The sequence below is a fragment of the Pyrobaculum ferrireducens genome, assembly GCF_000234805.1.
Classification (GTDB): Archaea; Thermoproteota; Thermoprotei; order Thermoproteales; family Thermoproteaceae; genus Pyrobaculum; species Pyrobaculum ferrireducens.
The window spans coordinates 1,766,116-1,785,981 of the sequence record NC_016645.1 but is presented as its reverse complement, the minus strand read 5'-3'; the positions used below and the strand labels follow the sequence as shown (position 1 = coordinate 1,785,981).

At 58.1% G+C, this 19,866-nt stretch carries 21 protein-coding genes; 17 read left to right on the top strand and 4 right to left on the bottom strand.

Annotated features, from left to right (window positions below; genetic code table 11):
• The first annotated feature begins 27 nt into the window (after positions 1 to 27).
• Positions 28 to 489: a DUF371 domain-containing protein gene (locus P186_RS09995; RefSeq protein WP_014289362.1), complete on the top strand. Its 462-nt coding sequence runs from the start codon at positions 28 to 30 to the stop codon at positions 487 to 489.
• A gap of 84 nt (positions 490 to 573) precedes the next feature.
• Positions 574 to 1,263, top strand: coding sequence for a diacylglycerol/polyprenol kinase family protein (locus P186_RS09990; RefSeq protein ID WP_148682960.1), 690 nt, complete (start codon positions 574 to 576; stop codon positions 1,261 to 1,263).
• On the opposite strand, the gene P186_RS09985 is transcribed toward P186_RS09990, so the two are convergent.
• From P186_RS09985 to P186_RS09975, 3 genes are read right to left on the bottom strand one after another with little or no spacing between them, the layout of a single operon-like run.
• A complete protein-coding gene (locus P186_RS09985; RefSeq protein WP_014289360.1) occupies positions 1,254 to 1,586 on the bottom strand; it encodes a PIN domain-containing protein in 333 nt (110 codons plus the stop codon). The two genes, P186_RS09990 and P186_RS09985, sit on opposite strands and share 10 nt — an antisense overlap.
• Positions 1,583 to 2,308 (bottom strand): NAD(+)/NADH kinase, encoded by a 726-nt coding sequence (locus tag P186_RS09980; RefSeq protein WP_014289359.1) that lies wholly within the window; start codon positions 2,306 to 2,308, stop codon positions 1,583 to 1,585. Before P186_RS09980 ends, P186_RS09985 begins: the two co-directional genes overlap by 4 nt.
• Before the next feature lie 49 nt (positions 2,309 to 2,357).
• Positions 2,358 to 4,205: an aldehyde ferredoxin oxidoreductase family protein gene (locus tag P186_RS09975; RefSeq protein ID WP_014289358.1), complete on the bottom strand. Its 1,848-nt coding sequence runs from the start codon at positions 4,203 to 4,205 to the stop codon at positions 2,358 to 2,360.
• 209 nt (positions 4,206 to 4,414) lie between these two features.
• Between P186_RS09975 and P186_RS09970 the strand changes: the two genes are divergently transcribed.
• The 15 genes from P186_RS09970 (at position 4,415) to ilvD (ending at position 18,802) form a co-directional block, all read left to right on the top strand.
• Complete coding sequence (locus tag P186_RS09970; protein WP_014289356.1) at positions 4,415 to 4,819, top strand: hypothetical protein; 405 nt, start codon at positions 4,415 to 4,417, stop codon at positions 4,817 to 4,819.
• Positions 4,816 to 5,052, top strand: coding sequence for a hypothetical protein (locus P186_RS09965; protein WP_014289355.1), 237 nt, complete (start codon positions 4,816 to 4,818; stop codon positions 5,050 to 5,052). The genes P186_RS09970 and P186_RS09965 overlap by 4 nt, the downstream gene beginning before the upstream one ends.
• Positions 5,045 to 6,322, top strand: coding sequence for a complex I subunit 5 family protein (locus P186_RS09960; RefSeq protein ID WP_014289354.1), 1,278 nt, complete (start codon positions 5,045 to 5,047; stop codon positions 6,320 to 6,322). The genes P186_RS09965 and P186_RS09960 overlap by 8 nt, the downstream gene beginning before the upstream one ends.
• A complete protein-coding gene (locus tag P186_RS09955; RefSeq protein WP_014289353.1) occupies positions 6,310 to 7,938 on the top strand; it encodes a proton-conducting transporter transmembrane domain-containing protein in 1,629 nt (542 codons plus the stop codon). The genes P186_RS09960 and P186_RS09955 overlap by 13 nt, the downstream gene beginning before the upstream one ends.
• Positions 7,926 to 9,026, top strand: coding sequence for a proton-conducting transporter transmembrane domain-containing protein (locus P186_RS09950; protein WP_014289352.1), 1,101 nt, complete (start codon positions 7,926 to 7,928; stop codon positions 9,024 to 9,026). Before P186_RS09955 ends, P186_RS09950 begins: the two co-directional genes overlap by 13 nt.
• A gap of 85 nt (positions 9,027 to 9,111) precedes the next feature.
• A complete protein-coding gene (locus tag P186_RS09945; protein ID WP_014289351.1) occupies positions 9,112 to 10,050 on the top strand; it encodes a 2-oxoacid:acceptor oxidoreductase family protein in 939 nt (312 codons plus the stop codon).
• The gene (locus P186_RS09940) at positions 10,047 to 11,252 is read left to right on the top strand and encodes a transketolase C-terminal domain-containing protein (RefSeq protein ID WP_014289350.1); all 1,206 of its coding nucleotides are present in this window, start codon (positions 10,047 to 10,049) and stop codon (positions 11,250 to 11,252) included. Before P186_RS09945 ends, P186_RS09940 begins: the two co-directional genes overlap by 4 nt.
• Before the next feature lie 67 nt (positions 11,253 to 11,319).
• Complete coding sequence (locus P186_RS09935) at positions 11,320 to 12,321, top strand: thiamine pyrophosphate-dependent enzyme (RefSeq protein WP_193384005.1); 1,002 nt, start codon at positions 11,320 to 11,322, stop codon at positions 12,319 to 12,321.
• Positions 12,318 to 12,716 (top strand): NADH-quinone oxidoreductase subunit I, encoded by a 399-nt coding sequence (locus tag P186_RS09930; RefSeq protein WP_014289348.1) that lies wholly within the window; start codon positions 12,318 to 12,320, stop codon positions 12,714 to 12,716. Before P186_RS09935 ends, P186_RS09930 begins: the two co-directional genes overlap by 4 nt.
• 2 nt (positions 12,717 to 12,718) lie before the next feature.
• Positions 12,719 to 13,702 carry an NADH-quinone oxidoreductase subunit NuoH gene (nuoH, locus tag P186_RS09925; RefSeq protein ID WP_014289347.1) on the top strand — a complete coding sequence of 328 codons (984 nt, stop codon included), beginning with the start codon at positions 12,719 to 12,721 and terminating at the stop codon, positions 13,700 to 13,702.
• Entirely contained in the window at positions 13,690 to 14,034 is a 345-nt protein-coding gene (gene ndhC / locus P186_RS09920) for an NADH-quinone oxidoreductase subunit A (RefSeq protein WP_014289346.1), read from the top strand. The genes nuoH and ndhC overlap by 13 nt, the downstream gene beginning before the upstream one ends.
• Before the next feature lie 90 nt (positions 14,035 to 14,124).
• The gene (locus P186_RS09915) at positions 14,125 to 14,562 is read left to right on the top strand and encodes an NADH-quinone oxidoreductase subunit B (protein WP_014289345.1); all 438 of its coding nucleotides are present in this window, start codon (positions 14,125 to 14,127) and stop codon (positions 14,560 to 14,562) included.
• Positions 14,552 to 16,048, top strand: coding sequence for an NADH-quinone oxidoreductase subunit D-related protein (locus P186_RS09910; protein ID WP_014289344.1), 1,497 nt, complete (start codon positions 14,552 to 14,554; stop codon positions 16,046 to 16,048). The genes P186_RS09915 and P186_RS09910 overlap by 11 nt, the downstream gene beginning before the upstream one ends.
• Positions 16,045 to 17,085 carry a radical SAM protein gene (locus tag P186_RS09900; protein ID WP_014289343.1) on the top strand — a complete coding sequence of 347 codons (1,041 nt, stop codon included), beginning with the start codon at positions 16,045 to 16,047 and terminating at the stop codon, positions 17,083 to 17,085. Before P186_RS09910 ends, P186_RS09900 begins: the two co-directional genes overlap by 4 nt.
• A gap of 28 nt (positions 17,086 to 17,113) precedes the next feature.
• The gene (gene ilvD / locus P186_RS09895; protein ID WP_014289342.1) at positions 17,114 to 18,802 is read left to right on the top strand and encodes a dihydroxy-acid dehydratase; all 1,689 of its coding nucleotides are present in this window, start codon (positions 17,114 to 17,116) and stop codon (positions 18,800 to 18,802) included.
• On the opposite strand, the gene P186_RS09890 is transcribed toward ilvD, so the two are convergent.
• The gene (locus P186_RS09890; protein WP_148682958.1) at positions 18,780 to 19,832 is read right to left on the bottom strand and encodes a DUF488 domain-containing protein; all 1,053 of its coding nucleotides are present in this window, start codon (positions 19,830 to 19,832) and stop codon (positions 18,780 to 18,782) included. The genes ilvD and P186_RS09890 overlap by 23 nt on opposite strands.
• Positions 19,833 to 19,866 lie beyond the last annotated feature (34 nt).

Here is a 19,866-nt window from a genome sequence, read left to right as displayed (position 1 = left end):
CCTCCATAATATACAGCCGCCTAAGGTATGCCTGTGGAGGAATGTGTCGAGAGGGTGGCGCGCGGCGAGGCGCCGCGTGACGTCTTCACGGCCAGGGGGCACCCCAATGTAACTGCCAGAAACCAGAAGTCGCTAGAAATAACAAAAGACCCGTATCTAACTAAGAGGGGCAACTGCATAGTAGCTTGTTGCTCAGAAAAGGCGGCTGGCGAACTAGCGGGGGATGTGCTGGGCGCCTTGGCGCGGGGCGGCGTGGTCGTGTTAATACTAGACACCGGCAACCGCTGGGATTACGTAATCGGCGAGACGCCTATAGCAACGCCTACATCAAAATGGCGGATAGTTGTGAGGAAAAGCGGATACGTAGACGACTCGACGGTGGCAATCCACGCCAATAAGGCGGCCTCGGATCTAGATAGGGAACTCGTGGCCGAGTTGAAACGTGGAGTGCCGCTGAGGATTATCGTCGGCGTCTGCTCCACGATCTAGCCGCAACTTCACTATCCAAAGCGCCGGGGGTAGGATGGCGTCCAGCCCTCACCACAGTTTATAAACCGAGATGTGAAGTGGTCCGTGAGTCGCCTAGAGGATTTACGTAACCTAGTCGCGAGGAAGATATTCCACATAGGCTTCGTGGGGTTGATGGCTGTGCCGTTTATAACCGATATACCGCCAGAACTCTACATAGCTGCGTTGACATTCGTCGGGAGCCTGCTCTACTCTATACAGGTGAGACAGCCAATTGTGTGGGAGGAGTGGAGACAGAGCTTCTTCAAGGCTCTCGAAGACGCCTTTGGAAGACTTGAACAGCTCCTGCCTCTAGACAAGCCGAAGCTAAGAGATCAGTACCTAAAGGCGGTGAGGCAGTTTGAGGAGCTGGTGCTTTTGGCTGAGAGGGACTACGAGAAGCGGCATGGATACCTAGGCATATTAATGGGCGCCGTGGGCTTCCTCACGGCGCTGGTCCTATTTGGAAAACAGCACCTGCTCGCCGCTCTCATAAGCATGGCGGTGTACGACGCCGCGAGCGCCGTGGCGGGCTCAGCTCTCGGAGGCAAGAAATTTCTAGGCAAACTCACCGCTTGGGGCACGGCTGTAGGGGCGTTGCTCAACACCGCCGTGCTCATGTCGCTGGGCTACTCCCCGCCAGCCTCCGCCGTTATTACAGCACTAGTTATAGCCGCAGACGCCGCGAGCCCAGAGGACAACCTGACAATCCCCCTAGCGGCGGCGGCGGGCTCCTACATATTGCACTATCTGTAGAAAACACCCTGAACTCTCACTCCCAGCCTCCTGGCAACCGCCGCCAGTCTCCCGTCGTCTGTCACCAAGACACACCCCCTCTCCAAGGCGAGAAGTAAAACCGAGGCATCTGCAAGTGATAGCTCCCTAAACCTGCGGAGAAGTTCCCTCAATTTCCCCTCGTCGATCTCCACCACCTCAACCCTCATAACTTCTAGCGCGGCCTGGGCCCTGGGGTCTTTCAACTCCTCGGCGACCTCTCTCGTGGTGTAGAGCACCCCGGCGAACAGCCTGGCGTCTCTGCCGTGTATAAATGCTGACGCGTCCAACACGTAGCAGTTCATAAACTCCTCAGCCGCTCCGCCACTCTGTTGAGAAACTGGAAGTCGCCGAAAACCGCGAGCCTAAGCCTCCTCCGACCCCTCGCCACCTCGAAAACCCGCCCAACACGAGCCTCCCTCCCGTCGCAAACCAGCACGCTTTCCTCAGCGGTCTCCACCACGATCCTGTCAGTAGCCAAGACCATCGGCCTCAGATACAGCGTGTAGGGGGCCACAAACGACACGACGATGACGTCAGCGCGGTAGTCCACCACAGGGCCGAAGGTAGACACTACGTAGCCAGAGGTCCCATGAGGCGTAGATACAATAACCCCGTCAGCCCTACCCACCACCTCCCCCTCGTCGCTCCTCACCCTAAAACTCAGAAGCCGACCTGGCTCCCCTCTATAAATAGCCACTTCATTAAGGGCAACACAGCCCCCCACCTCAAGAGTAGCCAGCTCCAAAACCCTATATTCACCCCTCGAAATTCTCTCCACAGCGTCGTCGGGGGGCAGTGTTATCTCGGCACTTCTGTAAAAATTCACCTTGCCCAACCCCAGATGCACCACAACCAAGTCAAGTGCACAGGGATATTTCCTAATAGCCTCAAGCAGAGTCCCATCTCCGCCGAATATAAACAAATGCGTAAACCTAGATCCACACCCCAAATCAGCCGCGCCGTACCTCTGCTTAAAATCCTCCGCAAGACTCCTCAAATCAGGTCTGTAATATACGGCAAACACACCCCGAGCACACCTACAATTAAAAAAGATATGGGAAGAGAAAAAACTGTTACAACAGGTACTGGAACTCCTCTAGGCCAAGCCTCTTCAAAGTCTCGTAAGTTGGCTTCCCGTCGACCCACCCCCTGAGCTTGTAGAACTCCTTAATCCCCTCGTCAAACATCTTAGACGCCGTGTGGCCCTGGGCGGGGCCGGTCTTTATAGGCTCTCTCATCTTGGGAGGCAACTCGTCCTTCACCCACTTGCCCTCCTTCACGTGGAACAGCCTCTCGACGTTGAAAATGCGCTCGCCTATTGTCAACATTTCCTGCGGCGTCGTGTCCCAGCCAAAAGCCGCGTTGAATAAGTCAGATATGTGAGTCTCGAAGATGCCGTCCTTGTCCAGCGTGTCGAACTTGCAATAGGTCACCGAGTCGGCGAGAGCCATCAAGTGTTGTGCGTATATAACGAGCCTAACCTGCTTCGATATGCACTCCGGCGTCTCGCACAGCGGATCTATCTTCTCGGGCACCCCCAGCACCTCCCACGTCGGGCTGTAGGCCTCTAGGTGGTCCCCGCCGCGGTTAGCCGTCACGTAGGAAATAGCGAACCCCTTCAGCGCCCTGGGGTCATACGCAGGGAAGCCCTGCCCCCTCGACCCAACGAAGGCGTCTGGTGCGCCGTATTTATTAGCCAGCCTCCAGTCGCCCTCGGCCAAGTCGTCACCTATATCTATCCTATACGCCATTTTATATACCAAGTCGATGAGGGAAGCGGCGTCGCCCCAACTTATATCATACTGTATCTTACCCCTCTTCACAAGCTCTAGGAACGTGCCCAAGGTGTTCCCCAGAGATATGGAGTCCATTCCAAGTTCGTTAGCTAGCTTCTCTAGTTTCAGCACGGCGTCGGTCTGAGAGAGCCCGAGGTTGGCTCCGAGAGCCCAGGTAGATTCGTACTCGTACTTAATCTTCTCCCCAGCCACCTTGTAAGGACCTGAGGCTACCACAGTTATCTGAGTGCACTGTATTGGACACAGCATACAGCCGTGAACCTCCTTGACGTAGTTCTGCTTGATATACTCGCCGCTTATCTTCTCCGCCTCCTCGAAGTACCCCGTCTCGAAATTCCTAGTGGGGTACCCCCCAATGGAGTTGATTATGTTGGTAAGCAGATTAGTTCCGTACTGATGCAACGCCTTGGACGTGGCGGCATTCATCAACTTTACAGAGTACTCAGTGGCCACCTTTAGAAACCTCTGCCTATCCACAAACTCCTTCATCGGGTCGTGAGTCCCCCATACCACTATGCCCTTCAACTTTTTCGCACCAGCCACGGCGCCCAGCCCGCCGCGGCCGGCGAACCTCTCGTAGTCGCTGAACCTCAAACCGGCGATCCTCACAAGGTCCTCGCCAGCTGGTCCAATAGTCATTACGCCTGCCTTCTTCTCATCAGGCTCAAACCCAGCGTCGGTTAACAACGCCTTTGTGGCGGCTCCGGTCCACTTCCCCCAGATATGCTTTGCAGGCCTTATTGTGACTTCGCCATCTTTCACTAATATGTAGACAGGCTCGTCGGCCTTACCCTCCACAATTATGCCATCATACCCGCTCCTCCTCAGCCAGTAGGCGAAGTTCCCGCCGGCGTTGGAATGCGTATATGAACCCGTCAGCGGGCTCTTTCCGACGACGTTGATTCTACTAGTGGCTAAGTTCGCGGTGCCTGACAGCGGACCCGCGAATATGTACAGCTTATTTGAGGGGGAGAATGGGTCAATGCCCCTTGGTAACTCCTTCAATGCGAGATATGCCCCCAGGCCCCTACCCCCCAGAAACTTTCTAATAATATCCTCCTTGTATACCTCTTCGCTAATTTTCTCCGTGGATAGATCTACTCGCAGAACTTTAAACACCGCCATATATTAGTTCGTGTATTGAATTTTAAAGTATTACGGCTCTTTACAAATTTAATTGTAAAAATAGTGAGATTTAAAATGTATCAATTATGGCGAATCAAAGAGATCGCATGTTCCCAAATTATATTTAATTCAAGATTTCTCAGAGCTCACATCTAAATTTTATTAGAGAAGATATGGAGAAATTTAAAAGAGGCTAAAGACATAGCCACATGGAGTATCTGTTGTCACTACTCTTTCCTTTCCTCATTGGACTAATCCTATTCACAAGAGATAATATATACGCCTCGCTCCTTCTATCCGCACTGGGCGTCGCCGTGGCCTTTGGCGCATATATACACCTTGGAGAACTTGCATTCATACTAACAGCGTTGGTTTATATAGTAGCCGCGCTTACACTAGTCGTCGTGGCCGCCTCCACGCTGGAGGAGTCAGCTACAACTATGCGGTGGAGGTGGGCCGCGGCAGGAGGTCTCCTCATCCTCGCCGCCTCGGCTTTAACTTTCCAAACAGTTGCAGAGCCGCCGCTGAGGCAGACGGTGGATTTCGCCTTGATACCACTGGTATCGGCTCTACTTATCTTTGCCCTAAAAATGGCTTTTGAGATAACGCTATGACGGCGGTGTATTTCGTGTTGATAATAATGGCCGGTGGCCTGGCCGTGATTGCTACCGCAAGGTCTCTGGTGAGGGCAATCATCGGAGCTGAGGTGATGACCCTGGGCGCCATATACGCCACGGCAGTGGCCCGTGACATCAACATGCTTGCCGTAGCCGCCTCCGCCGGCGTGTTTGAGACCGTGCTCCTCGTCGCTACATTATTCAAAATGGCTAGAAGAGGCTATGTCTGACCTATTCCTACTAACCACCACACTGACCGCCGCCTTGTCAATAGTAGCTTTAAAAGCCGGCAGGCCGGCGGCCGTCGCCGCGCAGCTGGCCATGTTCCTCTACTTGGCTCAGCAAGGCCGCCAGCACCTCGTCTCCATGCCTTACATAGGCGACGTAGCTGTCTCGCTGGATTTCTACAAGATGCCTTTCGTGGCCACCTCCATAGCCCTGGGCCTCATCGTGACTCTATACGCCCCCAGATATCTGGAACACATACAGGCGGCTAGGTGGTACTACGGCGTCCACGCGCTCTACGTGCTCTCCTTCGTGTGGATAATATTATTCGAAAACCTAGTCTTCGTGTTTCTAGCCCTGGAGCTGAGCATAATCACCAGCTTCCTCCTCATATGGTACTTCGGCTACGGCGACAGGAAGAGGGTGGGCCTCCTCTACTTCATCTGGGCGCAAGTCGGATCTATCTTATTCCTCGTCGGCGTCGCCCTCTCCGGCCACTTTGTGGCTGAGGGATTCAAGGCGTTTGGCCTCGCCTCGCTCCTCGTGCTCGTCGGACTGCTGGTGAAGATGGGAACCGCAGGTGCGCACTTCTGGCTTCCCTACGCCCACGCCGAGGCACCGACGCCGCTGTCCGCCTTACTCAGCCCTGTGCACGTCGGGCTTATGGCTTATTGGATCTGGCGGCTGAGAGAGGGGGCTGGGTGGCCGCTTGAGGCTCTGTACGCCTACGGCCTAGCGACGGCCGTCTACGGCTCTTTCCTCGTCTTTAGAGAGGTGGATATCAAACGCGCCCTAGCCGACTCCACCATAGCCAACATGGGCCTGCTGGTGGCGGCGGCCGCTGTGAAACACCCACTCGGCTACTTCGCGCTCGCCCTGTTATTCGTCGGCCACGCATTTGCCAAAGCCGCTGGCTTTATGCTAAGCGGAATCTACATAGTTGGGCTACATACAAGGAGATTTGACGAGCTGAGGTGGGACCTCAAGATATTCGCCATAGCCGTGATGACCTTCGTAGCTCTTTCAGGAGTGTTTGGGATTAATCTCCTTGGCAAAATCGGCGTGGCGCTGGGGGCTCCTCACAGCCTGTCGGTGGTGGTGTTGCTAATCGCCGCCTTGTTCACAACGGCGCTGTACAGCTTTTATATACTGAATAGGATATACAGAGGTGGCGCCGGTGAGGTGTCTGTAGACGGAGAGATGTATATATCGACGTTGGCATCTGCGGTGTTGCCCTACATATTGATGCCGGTGGTGTTGCTATGGTTCCTCTAGAGCTGTTGCTACTGCTAATAGCCATTGCCGCCGTTGCGGATTTATTCACCAGAAGGGGGATAGGCGCCGCTCTCTCCGGAGGCTTCACGACGTACCTAGCCTTCAGAGGGGAGCTCCACCCAGCTACACAGTTGCTACGCGTGGGGGAGCAAACAGCGCAGTTGATATTCTTCATCTCCGGGGTCTATACGTCTATTGTCCTCTACTCCACGTGGTATGTCAGAGACGTGGAGAGGAGGGGCTGGTTCTGGCTGTGGATGGGGGTTTTCTACGCCTCGATGCTAACCTTCGTCGCCGCAGATCACTGGGCTGTGCTGATGCTGGGCTGGGGCGGCCTCGACTTGGCAAGCTGGGCCCTAATCCTCACCTACAGAGATGAGGAGGAGGCGGGCTGGGTGGGGGGCGGGGATGTGGCCGGCGGGCTGAGGTGGCTGTGGACTCCCTCGGCCTCCGCCATGAGGGCTATCTTGACGGTTGAGGTGGGCACTGCCTCTCTGGTAGCCGGGCTCGGCTTGGCCGCGGCTCAGTCGCCCTACATAAGCCATTGGCACGCCCTCCCCGACGTGGTGGCCGCCCTCGTGCTGGTTGCCGCGTTTGCCAAGGCGGCTCAGCTACCCTTTACCGACTGGCTTATGACGGCTATGTCGGCGCCCACCCCGGTCAGCGCGTTGTTACACAGCTCCACCATGGTCAAGGCCGGCCCCATCCTACTGCTGAAGCTAGGCGCGTTAATGCCCCAGTGGGCTGGCCACGTGGCCTTTGCTGTGGGGATCGCCACGGCCCTCTACGGCGGGCTCGTGGCGCTGGGACAGAGAGAGCCCAAGGTTTTGCTAGCCGCCTCGACGGCGTCGTACTTGGGCCTCATCACGGCCTTCGCCTTGACGAAGCCGGAGGAGGCCGTGGCCCTCATATATGCCCACGGCGTGGCCAAGGCGACTCTGTTCATGGCCGTTGGACACGGCATTCACATATCCCACAGCAGGACGCCAGCGGCCTACCCCCTTCCGGCTAAGGTGGCCATGGCCCTTTCTCTACTGACGTTGCTCGGCTTGACGCCGCTGGGCGCCGAGGCGAAGGCGCACGCCGATCCGTGGCTGTTGATCTTCTCGGCCCTCACCGCCGGCTACGTGGGGAAGTTGCTGGCTAAGAGCGGCACCGCCGCGGGGGGCTGGGGCGCCGCGCTACCGTATCTGGCACTCAGCCTCGCCGCCTTCGCTGTGGCTAAGATGCCGAACTTCTTCTGGGCGCTGGCCCTGGCGGGCCTCCTCCTTGCGAAGACCTCTGAGTACACGCCGCTGTATAGAAGGTTTTGGCTACCCCTCGCCTACGATCTGTTTGCTCCTAGGCTACTAACAGCGTTGACAAGAGTTGCCGCTAAGTTCGACGGCTACATAGATAGAAGGTTGATGAGCCTCCCAAGCGTGTGGGGAAGCCTCGCCTCTACCGTCGCCACGCTTGACAAATCTATCGACTTGGCGTTGCACGGACTTCTCCCAACGGCTGTCAAAACGGCGTCGCTCCAGATCGCAAGGCGGAATTTTGAGTTTTATCTATACGTCACCGGGGTCGGCGTGGGGGCCCTAATAGTCGTATTGACGTGGCTATGGACCCGCTGATTTATATACTGCCCGCGTACATCATCGCCAGGCTGTATATACCAAGAGCCTCTCTGCTAGACGCGGCGTACATAGCCGCGCTGGCTATTTGGACTGCGAAAACCAACATACTTCTCACGCTTTTAGCCATTCCATATATCCTCGCGGTTTTCGTCCTAGACAGGGGGAAGCTGGCGCCTTACGCCGGCTTCGCCTCCGCTGTTTCCTACACCGGCATCTACCTCATCGCCGCGGGGCAGGAGGCGCCTCACATTGCGGCGCTGGGCTTTGTCATGGCCGCCGCGGCCCCCGCCACGCTGTTGCCGGTGCTCGACGACGAGGGGTCCCTCGGCGGCTTGTTTAGGTATCTGCTAATCTCCGCCATCTCCACGTCGATGCTTATATCAGGCCTCGCCCTCCGCGGGACGTGGGGAGACGTCGGAAATATGTTGCTGTTTCTGGCGATAGCCACGGAGCTGGGGGCGGTGCCTATGTACATGTGGGTCGTCGACGTCTACGGCCGTTCGTCGCCCGCGGGGCTGGCTCTGCTGGCGAGTCTGCCCAAGATAGCGGCGGCGGCCGCCCTGGTGTATCTAAAGCCCGCCGTGCCGCAGGCAGTGTCTCTCGCCGTGGGGGCCCTCTCCATGCTCATCGGCAACCTCGGCGCCTTGACCAGCCACGACCTTAGAAGAGTCTTGGCGTACTCCACCGTGGCCCACAGCGGCTTCGCCCTGTTTGCATATGTCCTCTCCCCGGGCCTGGCTCTTGCGCTGGTGTTCGCAGACGCCGTGGGGAAGATGGCGCTATTCCGCCAGCTAGACGGCGGGGGCTCCAGGTGGGAAGCCCTCCTCCTAGTCATGAACCAGATAGGGATTCCGCCGGTGCTGGGCTTCTGGCCTAAGCTCTACCTTCTCCTAGCGGCTACCCACGTCCTGGGGACGGCCGCGGGTCTCTTCGTCTTGGCGAATATCGTCATGTCTGTACCCTACTACATAAGAGTCTTCCACACACTCCCCGGGGGAGTCCTCGGCTTTCTACACGCCGCCGTGGTGATCCTGGCGCTGGGCCTCGTGCCCTTCGCGTGGATTTCTTGGATTTTATCATTATAAAAAATTTGAGTTTCATAAAAAGTATCTTTTCCCATGATTGAAAGCCACGTAGTTAAATTTTTAAGTCATCTTCGAATATAGCTATATGCGAGTAGAAACCGTCTGGCTGGGGCGGGGAGGCCAGGGCATCGTCACGGCAACATACATAGTGGCTAACGCCTCTATTATCGACGGGTTTCACGCAATAGCCAACCCCGAATTCGGGGCCGAGCGGAGGGGGGCGCCCGTGAAAGCCTTTCTAACAATTAGCAAAGAACCTATCGAGGACCAGGAGCCGGTGAAAACCCCCGACGTGGTGGTGGTTTTCGACGACAAGCTAATCGACAGCATGAGATTTGCCATCGACGCAGTCAAGCCAGGTGGGTACGTAATAATTAATACTGGTAAAAGCCCGGAGGAGGCTAAGAAGCTTGTGGGGAGGGATGACGTGTATCTAGTCGTGTTAGACGCAATAGACATAGCTAGGCGCCACGTGAAGCTCGATGTTCCAAACGGACCTCTTGCAGGAGCCTTTTCAAAAGTCATGGGATTCCCCACGCTGGAGTCCATAAAACAAGCCTTCGAGACGCAACTGGGCAAGGCGGTGGAGCAGAACTTCGCCGCCACCAAGGAGGCTTATGAAAAAGCCGTGGTTATCCCGCCGGCTAGAGTAGACGCCTCGGCTAAGCCCAAGGGGATAATCTCAACCACCTCGGCGTTCCTTACAGGACCGTACGAGATAGTGGGGTGGAGGGAGGTGAATAAGGCGGGTGCCGTCTTCCCAGGTACAAGCCTGTTCTACACCACAGGAGGGTGGCGTATCGATAAGCCGGTGATCGACCACTCGAAGTGTATAATGTGCAGGAAGTGCTGGCTCTACTGCCCAGACGACGCCATAATAGAGGCGTGGAGAGAGGCGGAGGGGCCCCGTGGGAGGAAGTTCAGAATGAAGGCAATCGATTTCGACTACCAGTACTGTAAGGGTTGCGGCGTCTGCGCCGAGGTGTGTCCGACAGGAGCAATCCAGATGGTGAGGGAGTTATGACGGCGCAGATTGTAGCTCCAAAAGAGCGGAAAGTTGCGCAGAAGCGCATCGCCCTTACGGGCAACCACGCCGTGGCGCTGGCGGTCAAGATGGCCCGGGCCGAGGTGATAGCTGCCTATCCCATCACGCCGCAGACCCCTGTGGTGGAGAAGCTCGCTGAGTATGTAAACAACGGCGAGCTAGACGCCGAGTTTATACCTGTGGAGAGCGAACACTCTGCCATGTCGGCGGTGATCGGAGCCTCAGCCATGGGAGCAAGGACCTTTACGGAGACTTCCTCCCAAGGCCTGGGCCATATGTACGAAAACTTGCCAATAGCAGTGGGCATGAGGCTACCCATAGTAATGGGCATGGCGGTGAGGACGTACTCAGCCCCAATAAACGTGTGGGGAGACTACAGCGACGTAATGTCGATGAGAGAGCTGGGATGGATAATATACATCGCACAGAACGCCCAGGAGGCCTTCGACACCGTGATACAAGCGTACCGCGTCGCCGAGGACTCCAGAGTCCACCTCCCAGCCGTCGTGGCCTACGACGGCTTCTGGACAAGCCACGTGCTACAACCACTAGACGTACCTGAGGACGAGGAGGAGGTGATGCGCTACGCCCCCATTACGAGGAGCTGGGTGAAGCTGGACGTCGACAACCCGGCTCAGCTCGGCGCGGTGGGCACGCCGGAGTGGTACTGGGAGATTAGGTGGCAGGCGGTTGAGGCTCTCCGCGCCTCGCTGAAGGTTATTCAAGAGGCGGATGAGGAGTACGGAAAGGTGTTCGGGCGTAGCTACGGCCTCCTCACGCCGTACAGGCTGGAGGACGCGGAGCTGGCAATCGTAGCCTACGGCTCAATCTTCGGCCTGGTGAAGAAGGTTGTGGATAGGCTGAGGCGCGAGGGCGTCAGGGCGGGGGCTTTGAGGCTTAGGGTGATACGTCCGTGGCCCGGTGACATGTTTAAGAAGTTGCTGGAGCACGTGGACAAGGTCGCCGTGATTGACCGAGCGATTAACCACGGCGGGCCGCTGTACGGGCCCATGGCCGTGGAGATAGCGGCGACGATACAGAAGCCGGTGTACAACGTGTTAGCCACCATCGGCATGAGGGCAATAGACTCCGACATGATATACGACGCCGTTGTTAAAATCCACAGAGGGCTGTGGGTGCCCAACACGCCGTACACGGTGGGCTTGAGGGGGTATGAGTGAGAAAGGCCGCTTCAAGGAGATAAAGGAGAAGATATACATCAGACGGCCGCAGTTGTTGCTCCCGGGGATGAAGGTGGCTGAGGAGTACCCGGGGCTGTACGAATACGCAAACTTCGAACTCCCACAGGAGGAGCTGTTCCTCCCAGGCCACGGCCTGTGCGCCAGCTGTACAATAGGCGTCATAGCTAGACACATGCTCAAGGTCCTCGGCCCCGACACGGTCGTCGTGAACCCGACTGGTTGCGCCGAGGTCTCCACCGTGGTTTATCCGAGGACAAACTGGGCTGTGCCGTGGATACATGTGGCGTTTGGAAACGGCGGGTCGGTGGCCTCCGGCATAGAGGCGGCCATCAAGGTGTTAAAGAGACGCGGCGTAATAGACCCAAACCGGAAGATTAACGTAGTGGTTTTCGCTGGAGACGGCGGCACGGCTGACATCGGCTTCCAGGCTTTGAGCGGGCTGCTTGAGCGGGGCCACAAAGTGATCTACGTCATGTACGACAACGAGGGGTATATGAACACTGGGATTCAGCGTAGCGGCACCACGCCGCTTGGCGCCTCCACAACCACGGCGCCAGCGGGGAGGAAGGTGCCGGGTAACGTGACTCACAAGAAGCCGATGGCCGCCATAGCCGCGGCCCACGGCATTCCATACGTCGCGACAGCAAACCCCGCGTACGTCCACGACATGGTTTACAAATTTAAGAAGGCGGCCGAGGCCGAGGGCCCGGCCTTCCTCCACATACTGCAGTCCTGCACGCCGGGGTGGCGCTTCGAGCCTAAGTACGCCATCCGTGTATTAGAGCTGGCCACGGAGACCGGCTACTGGGTCAACTACGAAATCGACCACGGAGAGTTCAGAGTGACGTTGCCAGTGCCCAGGAGGAAGCCGGTTAAGTGCTTCCTGGAGCTACAAGGCCGCTTCAAGCATCTAAAGCCTGAGGAGGTGGAGGCAATACAGGCGGTGATAGATAGAGACGTCGAGGAGATAAACAGGATAATGGGCAAAGAGGTAATTGGACCCGTCGATCCGAGCCTGCCCTGTATAACGCCCCGCGGCGCGAGATGAGCATACACCTAAAGCTCTTCGCAGTTGCTGTAAAAAACCTCTTTGAGAAGCGGTGGACCGTCAGATGGCCGGAGGAGAGGCGGGACTACGGGGAGAGGGTAAGGGGGTTTATAGTAAACGACAAGTCTAAATGTATCTCGTGCCAGCTCTGCGAGGCTGTCTGCCCAGCAAAGGCGATTAAATTCCACCTAGAGGAAGACGGGAAGCGCTACCCGGGCATTGACTGGGGTAGGTGCATCCTCTGCGGCTACTGCGTAGACGCCTGCCCCACAGGCTCTCTGCAACACACCGCCCACGTCGAGATTACCTGGAGAAGTCTTGATACCTACAGAAGGCCCAGGGAGATGACGCCGGAGGCCGTCAAGGCCGAGAGGGGGACCGCGGCGCTGGTGTAGCCATGGCGTTTCCGATACCCCTCACCCCCGACTTAATAGCCGCCTTGGTGTTTCCCGGAATACTGGCGCTTTTCGGGTTTTTAGTAGTGGCTATATGGGGGGAGAGGAAGCTTGTGGCCAAGGTGCAGTGGAGATACGGCCCTCTGTACGTCTCCAAGCAGATCGGCGGCTTCCTCCAGCCAATAGCGGATTTGGTGAAGCTGTTGTTCTCAGAGCTCGTAATCCCCAGGCATACCAACCGGTTTCTATTCGCGGCTACGCCGGTGCTTCTATTCGCCGCGGAGGCGCTCCCCGTGGTCTTCATCGCGGCGGCGCCCGGGCTGGTGATTCTATACAGCCAATACGGCGTTGTGCTGGCCGTCGTCGTGTGGCTACTGGTGGCTGTGTTTCTGGTGGCCATGGCGTGGACGGAGGCGGATAAGTGGACATACATCGGGGCTGTGAGAGAGATTTTGCTAACCGCGGCGTACGAGGTGCCGCTACTCCTCTCGGTGCTGGCAATGGTGATCCTGTACAACACCGCAGATCCCTTCGGAGTTGTCGAGGCGCAGAGCTGGCTGTGGGGCATCATCCTCAACCCGCTGGCCTTCATAGCGTTCTACATATCGCTCATGATGTCCACCACCAGGTTCCCATTTGAGATACCGGAGGCCGAGCCGGAGGTGGTGCTGGGGCCCTACACAGAGTACGGCTCGACGCTGTTCATCCTCTCGTTCGGCGGCACATATGTAAAGATGTACGCAACTTCACTACTCGGCGTCGCCCTCTTCCTAGGCGGCTGGCTACCCGCCGCCGACACTATCACAGGTGCTACCGTTACGGCTCTGAAACTTGCAATCTTCGTACTGCCTCTGATATTGGTCAGAGCTATATACCCAAGGTACAGGATTGACCAAGCGCTGAGAATTGGGTGGACCAAGCTGTTAGCCATTTCCCTAGGCGCCGTAGCTCTGTCGGCTCTGCTGAGGGCGGTATGGCCTTCCTAATATTTCTACTAGCCCTGCTGGGGGCCTTAGTGCTACTAGTGGCGATTGGCTACGTACTCGCGCCGAAGAAGCCGTCTGACGTCAAGTATAGACGCTTTGAGGCAGGTGGGCCGCCGTTCGGCGAGGCGAAGAGGCGCCTGCTGATGCAGTACATCGGGTACATATACCTCGTGACGGCGGTGGAGGCACTCGTGGGCCTCATGATCGTCGCCTATCTATCTAAACCCGCCGCGCTGGAGTTCGCGGTGTACCTCGCAGTGGCGCTTGTATTAGTGGCTGCGTTCGTTGCTAGTCACATAAAGACGCTGGCAGATGTGAGGAGATGGAGTTAGCTAAATGCAATATCCATATTTACTCATGGTCAAATTTACAATGATAAAAAGTGATAAAAAGACTTATATGGGAAGAATAAATTTATACTTATGAAGCCGTTGTCAAAAATCATAGACAGGGTTGGGAAATGGGGCGTGAAGTGGTCGCTGTGGCCGCCTCACCTCGTCACTGCGTGTTGCGGCGTGGAGTTCGGCCACGCCTTTGGCTCTGCCTACGACGCGGAGCGCTTCGGAATGTTGCCGATGGGTAGCCTCAGGCAGAGCAACATAATCGTGATCGAGGGCACCATAACCATGAAAATGGCGAAGTTTCTGAAGTACGTCTGGGATCAGATGCCAGAGCCTAAGTACGTCATCGCGATGGGGGCCTGCGCGATTAAAGGCGGCGTCTTCTACGGGAGCTACCATATGGTCCCCGCCTCCAAGGTCGTCCCCGTCCACGGCTATGTGTCTGGCTGTCCCCCAACCCCGGAGGCCCTCTTGAAGGTGGTGAAGGAGCTCCAGGAGGAGATTGGCCATGCTAGATGAGTGGCCGTTCAACCTGAACTTCGGCACCACCTACTACTTGGAGAAGGAGGAGGCTCTAGTGAACGGGCGCCGCGGCCTCACCCTCGTGGTGGGGCCTCAGCACCCGGGCTCCGGCCACATGAGGCTGTTCGTCGTGGTGGACGGAGACGTCATCGTGGACGTGGTGCCGGATCCCGGCTTTGTGCACAGGGGTATAGAGAAGCTGGGGGAGAACAGGCCGTACTGGATGCTGGTTCCGCTGGTGGAGAAGGCGTCGATTATGGACAGCGCGAATATTATATACCCCACTGTGCTGGCGCTGGAGAAGGGCCTCGCCCTCGAGCCGCCTCCCAGGGCCCAGTACCTCAGGCTGATAATGGCCGAGCTGACCAGGATCAGGACCCACCTCTACGATCTCTCGCTCTTGGGCATTTTCCTCGGCCACTCCACGGCGTTTATGTGGGGTTTCGCTCTGCAAGACCTCTTCGCCGAGGTGTTCGCCAAGATAACGGGGGCTAGGACTACTACGGCGTATCTAGTGCCGGGGGGTGTCAGGAGGGACTTCAAGCCGGAGCATGTGGAGGCGGTGGAGAGGCTGTTGCGGAAGGTCGAGGAGAAGCTTAAAGACTTTAAAACGCTGTTTCTAGACAACCCCGTGACCAGGGCTAGGCTCGAGAATGTGGGTGTGCTGGACGCCAAGAGGGTGACTGAGCTCGGCGTGGTGGGGCCCTTCGCCCGCGCCTCGGGGGTGGACTTCGACGTGAGGAAGGCATATCCCTACGACGCCTATAGAGAGTTCGGCGTCGAGCCGGTGGTTGAGAAGGGGGGCGACGCGTGGGCTAGGACTGTGGTGAGGTGGGGGGAGATACAGGTCTCGATTGCGCTGGTGAGGAAGGCGCTGAGGGAGCTACCCGGCGGCGACGTGATAGACAACGCCCTCCTGTTTAAAAACCCCGAGTACAGGAGGGAGGGGATATCCGGGGTTTTAGGCGTCTACACCTACCTCTACCCGGAGCCGGGGGAGTGGATGGGCATGGCCGAGGCCACCAGGGGCCTATCCATGACCCACCTGTGGACCACGGGCCTACAGAGGGTGTACAGGATGAGGGTTGTCACGCCCAGCTGGCGCAACCTCCTGGGGGATGGTGGAGGCTATGAAGGGCCAGCGGCTTGCGGATATGCCGGCGGTCTACATGTCGTTTGGATACTTCCCGCCCGAAGCGGACCGATGACGAGGGTGAGGTTGCTAGATCTAGACCGCGGCGGCGTTGTCGAGCTTGAGGTGGACGGCGGCGCGCATCCCAACGCCATAATTGAAAAGCTGAGGGAGATGGGGCTGGTGTCTAGCCGCGAGACGGTTATATACGGAGTGAGCCAAGACGGGCGGCGCATCTGGTACGTGCCAGCAGCCACCGTGGATCAGCTAGTGGCCTACTCCAACCAGACAAAACAGCCGCTTTCCTTCAGGAGATTCCCAATCCACGGCCTCGGCGAGGCGCCTAGGTGAGAGACAGGCCTGTTTACGTAATCGGGGCCGGGACCCCCCTGGTGGGTACTCTGGCTTTCGGCATAGTGGATAGGGGGACCAACGTCGTCGAGGTGAGGCCTACGAGCCTCTGCTCCTTGAACTGCGTGTTTTGCTCAGTGAACGCGGGGCCTCTGTCTAGGGCTAGGTGGGCTGAGTACGTTGTGGAGCCCGAGGCTCTGCTGGCGGCGCTGGAGGAGGTGGTTAGGTTCAAGAACACCGGCGATTTGGAGGTCCACATCGACGGTATGGGGGATCCTGGTCTCTTCAAGGATCTCGCCGAGCTGGTAAGAGGGGCGAAGGCTATACCCGGCGTCGCCGTGGTTTCCATGCAGACCCGCCTATATATGCTGGACGTGGAGAGGATTAGGGAACTCGCGGCGGCCGGCCTCGACAGATTTAACGTAAGTATCGACGCCATGGATCCACAACTGGCGAAAAAGCTGGCCGGCGCCGACTGGTACGACGTGGAGCTTGTGTTCAGCCGCGTAAAGACGGCGCTGGAGGCTGGGATAAACGTGGTGATAAGCCCCGTCTGGGTGCCGGGTCTGAACGACGCGGAGATGCCCAGAATCGTGAAGTGGGCGGTGGAGCACGGCGTGGGGAGGGGAGGCACCCCCGTCTTGATACAGAAGTACATTCCCCACAAAAGGGGGAGGCGTGTAAAGACGAGGCCCATGTCCTGGGGGGAGTTCTGGAAGAGGCTGAGGGAGATGGAGCGGGAGCTGGGCGTCGCCCTGATACCGAAGCCGGGGGAGTACAGAATACACAAGGCGCCGGAGTTGCCAAAGCCCTACAGGGTGGGGGATTACGTAACTGTGGAAGTGGTGGGTAGGGGGATTTTCAAAGGCGAATTGCTGGCAGTGCCGACGTCTAGGCGGGGCACGGCGATTTGGGATAGAGTGATGACGCTGGTGTTAGGAAGCGGGGCGTCTGAGGATATGGTGGGGCGGCGGATGCGTGTAAAAGTTATTGAGGATAGCCACAACATCTACATAGCCCGCCCGGCGGGGAGATAAAGATATATATCAGCCCTATAGTCAATATATGGTCAAGGTGAAGATACGTAGCCCTCAGTGGTACGACGGCGTGGACAACGCCCCCCACCGCCCCTACCTTCGGGCCATAGGGCTAACAGACGAGGATATTGCGAGGCCTCTGGTTGGGGTGCTGGCGTCTTGGTCTGAGCTGGGGCCCTGCAACTACCACACTCTTGACTTGGTGAGGTATGTAAAGGAGGGGGTCAAGGAGGCGGGGGGCGTGGGCCTCGCCGCGCCTACCATAGTGGTCAACGACGGCATAAACATGGGGACGCCTGGGATGAGGTACTCGCTGATAAGTAGAGATCTCATTGCTGATACAATAGAGGCGCAGTTCAACGCTCACGGAGTAGACGCCTGGGTGGGGATAGGGGGGTGCGACAAGACGCAGCCAGGCATCATGATGGCCATGGCCCGCCTCGACCTCCCCGCCGTCTATCTATACGGCGGGTCCGCGGAGGCTGGGTTCATGGGCGAGAGAGAGCTCACAATAGAAGACGTCTTCGAGGCCGTCGGCGCCTTTGTAGCTGGCAAAATCACCATGGAGGAGCTTAAGCGGGTTGAGGAGCTGTCCTTCCCCACATACGGCACGTGCCAAGGCATGTTCACAGCCAACACCATGGCCATGCTGGGGGAGGCCCTCGGCCTCTCCCTCCTAGGCTCAGCCTCGCCGCCAGCCACCTCCGCCAGGCGGAGGGCATACGCAGTGGCGTCCGGCAGGGCGGTTCTCAAAGCCGCGGAGCTGGGCATAACCCCCCGCAAGGTGCTGACCTACGACGCCTTCCACAACGCCGCAGTGGCTCTGTTCGCCACCGCCGGCTCCACCAACGCCATACTCCACCTAATCGCCATCGCACACGAGGCGGGGGTGAAATTCACCCTCGACGACTTCGACGCGATTAGTAGAAAAGTCCCCGTGATAGCCGCCTTGAGGCCGGCCGGCCCATACGCAATGCAGGATCTGGACAGGGTGGGCGGGGTCCCCAGGATATTGAAAAAGCTTTATAAAGCCGGCCTTCTGAGGCCGGAGGCCCTCACGGTGGAGGGAGAGCCCATCGGCAAGTTGCTGGAGAGGTGGCAACCACCTGCGGTGCCGGAGGCCGGAGTGCTGTACGACGTGGAGAGGCCCTACAAGCCCTACGCCGGTATTAGAATTCTCCGGGGCAACCTCGCCCCAGACGGCGCTGTGATGAAGGTGGGGGCGGCGGAGAGGTTGAGATTCGAGGGGAGGGCCAGGGTTTTCGACGGAGAGGCAGAGGCCTTCAAGGCGGTGGCCGCCGGGGAGATAAAGCCGGGGGACGTCGTGGTGATACGCTACGAGGGGCCGAAGGGGGCGCCCGGCATGCCGGAGATGCTGAAGGTAACCGCCGCCATCGTCGGCGCGGGGCTAGGGGAGCACGTGGCTATGATAACAGACGGGCGGTTCTCCGGAGCCACAAGGGGGATAATGGTCGGCCACGTGGCGCCGGAAGCCGCCGTGGGGGGCCCAATAGCTCTCGTCCAAGACGGCGACAGGATTGTAATAGACGGCGAGGGGGGACGCCTCACGCTAGACGTAGGCGAGGAGGAGCTGAAGAGGAGGCGCGCCAACTGGACACCACCCCCGCCCAAGTACAGGGGAGGCCTCCTGGCTAAATACGCCGCCTTGGTTCAACAAGCCGACAAAGGCGCCGTTACCTCCCCCGCGGTTCACTAGCCCGAAAACCTCTCAGCACCTCCGCAATTTTTTCTACGAAGGATCTGTGTAGCTTCAAAACTTCGGGGGGTGGAGGCGTCAGGCAGTTTTTAAATGCCTGGGGGAGCTCCAGCCCGTGCCCCTCTAGACACTGCTTTACCCTCCTCCACGTGCTTGTCCTCGGGCCGCACAGCACAGCCGCAACGGCGAAGGCTAGTTGTTTAGCGGCTTTGCAAACCAAAACGGGGTCGCCCGAGTGTAGAAAAGCCCTCACCCTCTCCTCGGTTTCGCCCAGCTCGTTGGCGAGACTCCTCTCGAAGGATATTTTGATGGGCTTTCCACATATCAAGACCCCGTTGTACGTGACGTGGAAGTGGAAGAGGTCCTCCCTAGGCGCCGGGATGAACTGGGCGTCGTAGCCCCTCGGCAATCCCTCCCCCAGGCCGTACACCACCACGTCTACATCTGCGGCGGAGCCCTCCAGCGCCCCGCCGAAGAGGTAGACGGGGCCGGCGGAGCACAGGTGTCTAAAATCCTCGTACACCCTCCTCACGACGTCGACGGGAGGCGGGTCGAAAACCTCCGCGCATTTGGTCTTTACGTGCCCCTCCGTCCCCCTCCTCCTTATGTGGAGAACCGGGAAGCCCCTCCTCGCCAGGTAGTCGGCGATGAACTGCCTATGGCAACTGCGCCAGTCCTCCTCTCTACACACCAGCGCCACTACGCGCCTCTCGGATAGCCTAGCCAGCTCGTCCAGCTGTAGGATCGCCGGGGCGTAGTGGTACAGCCTCCACACGTACATGTCGAAGGTAGCCGAGTCGACGCAACCCGCGCGGGGCCCCCTCACGCCGAGGGCCCCCAGCTCCCCAAACCAGAGATACTCAACGCCGACCCTCCCCAGCTCCTCCCTCAGCACACTGGCCGTGTAGAACGCGGTTTTAGAACGGGGATAGCGCCTAACATCCACCACAGCCTCCACGCCAAATTTAGCAAGGGTGTGTAGAAACTCCTCCGGGGAGAAGCCAGAGTAGCCTATTGTGTAGACCGCCATGTACTGCCAGTACATCTCTCTTATAAACCCCCAC